This window comes from Microcoleus sp. D3_18a_C4 (assembly GCF_036702415.1).
Taxonomy (GTDB): Bacteria; Cyanobacteriota; Cyanobacteriia; order Cyanobacteriales; family Microcoleaceae; genus Microcoleus.
Genome location: NZ_JAUBTI010000066.1, coordinates 1,944 through 3,316, shown reverse-complemented (window position 1 = coordinate 3,316; position 1,373 = coordinate 1,944). Strand labels below are relative to the sequence as shown.

The window sequence follows — 1,373 nt, the reverse complement described above, 5'->3', positions numbered from 1 at the left end:
GGTGGCACCATTAAAGATGCTGCTACCAACGATGCCGCAATCACCTTACCTGCACCCGCAGCCGCTAACTCTTTGGGCGCAAATAAAGCCATAGTAATTGACACTCTTGCACCCACAGTCACCATAAATCAAGCAGTAGCACAAACAGATCCGACTGCAACTTCACCTATCAACTATACCGTCACATTTAGCGAACCAGTCACAGGTTTCGATGCCAGCGATATCGACTTAACTGCAAGTACAGCAACAGGAACATTAACACCAACAATCACAGGTAGCGGCCCTGTTTACAACATCGCCGTCAACGGCGTGACAGGTAGCGGTAATGTAATTGCCAGCATCAAAGCTAACGGCGTTACTGATCCAGCAGGTAATAACAACACTGCCAGTACCAGTACAGACAATACCGTTGCTTATAACAACACCTTCGCCACAGTTACATCCATCAACCGCCTTGATCCATCTCCCACTGCTGCGGTTACCGCCACCTACTCCATTAATTTCTCAGAAGATGTTACAGGTGTTGACCTTTCTGACTTTACTTTAGTCCCAAATGGTGTAACTGGTGCATCCATTGGCACTTTAACTCCTGTTGATGCTAAGACTTACCAACTGGAAGTTAACACAGGTACCGGCAGCGGTACAATTGGGTTAAATTTAGTTGATGATGACAGCATCAAAAATAGCTTGGGAGTGGCATTAGGCGGTGCAACTGCTGGCAATGGTAACTTAACGGGACAAGTTTATGAGATTGACAAAACTCCGCCAACTGCTAGTTTAAATCCTGTTGCTGATGTGACGGTAGCGGGAGGAACCCGTCAAAGTTTGACTGTCACTTTCAGCGATAATAATGTCCTCGATGTTTCAAGCTTGGATAGTTCTGATGTTTTGATAAATTGGTCAGGCGGCGCTCTTCCTGCTACTTTTGTCAGCGTTGATACTAATAGTAATGGTACGCCTCGGACAGCGACTTATTCCTTTGTTCCCCCAGGTGGCAGTTGGGATAATACTGACAATGGAATTTACACAGTTAACTTGCAAGGAAGTGAGGTTAAAGATGCACTTGGCAATCTTGCTGTTGCTGGTAGTTTAGGGACTTTTAACGTTAATGTGGCGGCACCGGTACCTGCACCCGCACCGGCCCCCCCACCCGCACCTGCACCCGCACCCGCGCCCGCGCCCGCGCCAAGCCCTGCACCAACGCCTGCGGAAACACCTGCACCCGCACCCGCGCCCGCGCCAACGCCTGCAGAAACACCCGCGCCAACACCCGCGCCAACGCCTGCGCCAACACCCGCGCCAACACCCGCGCCAACACCCGCGCCAACACCCGCGCCAACACCCGCGCCAACACCCGCGCCAACACCCGCGCC

At 51.5% G+C, this 1,373-nt stretch carries 1 protein-coding gene; it reads left to right on the top strand.

The genetic code is table 11. The annotated features are described in order from the left end of the window. On the top strand, nt 1–1,373 hold a 1,373-nt coding region (locus QUB16_RS23135; RefSeq protein WP_333319752.1), incomplete at both ends, for an Ig-like domain-containing protein.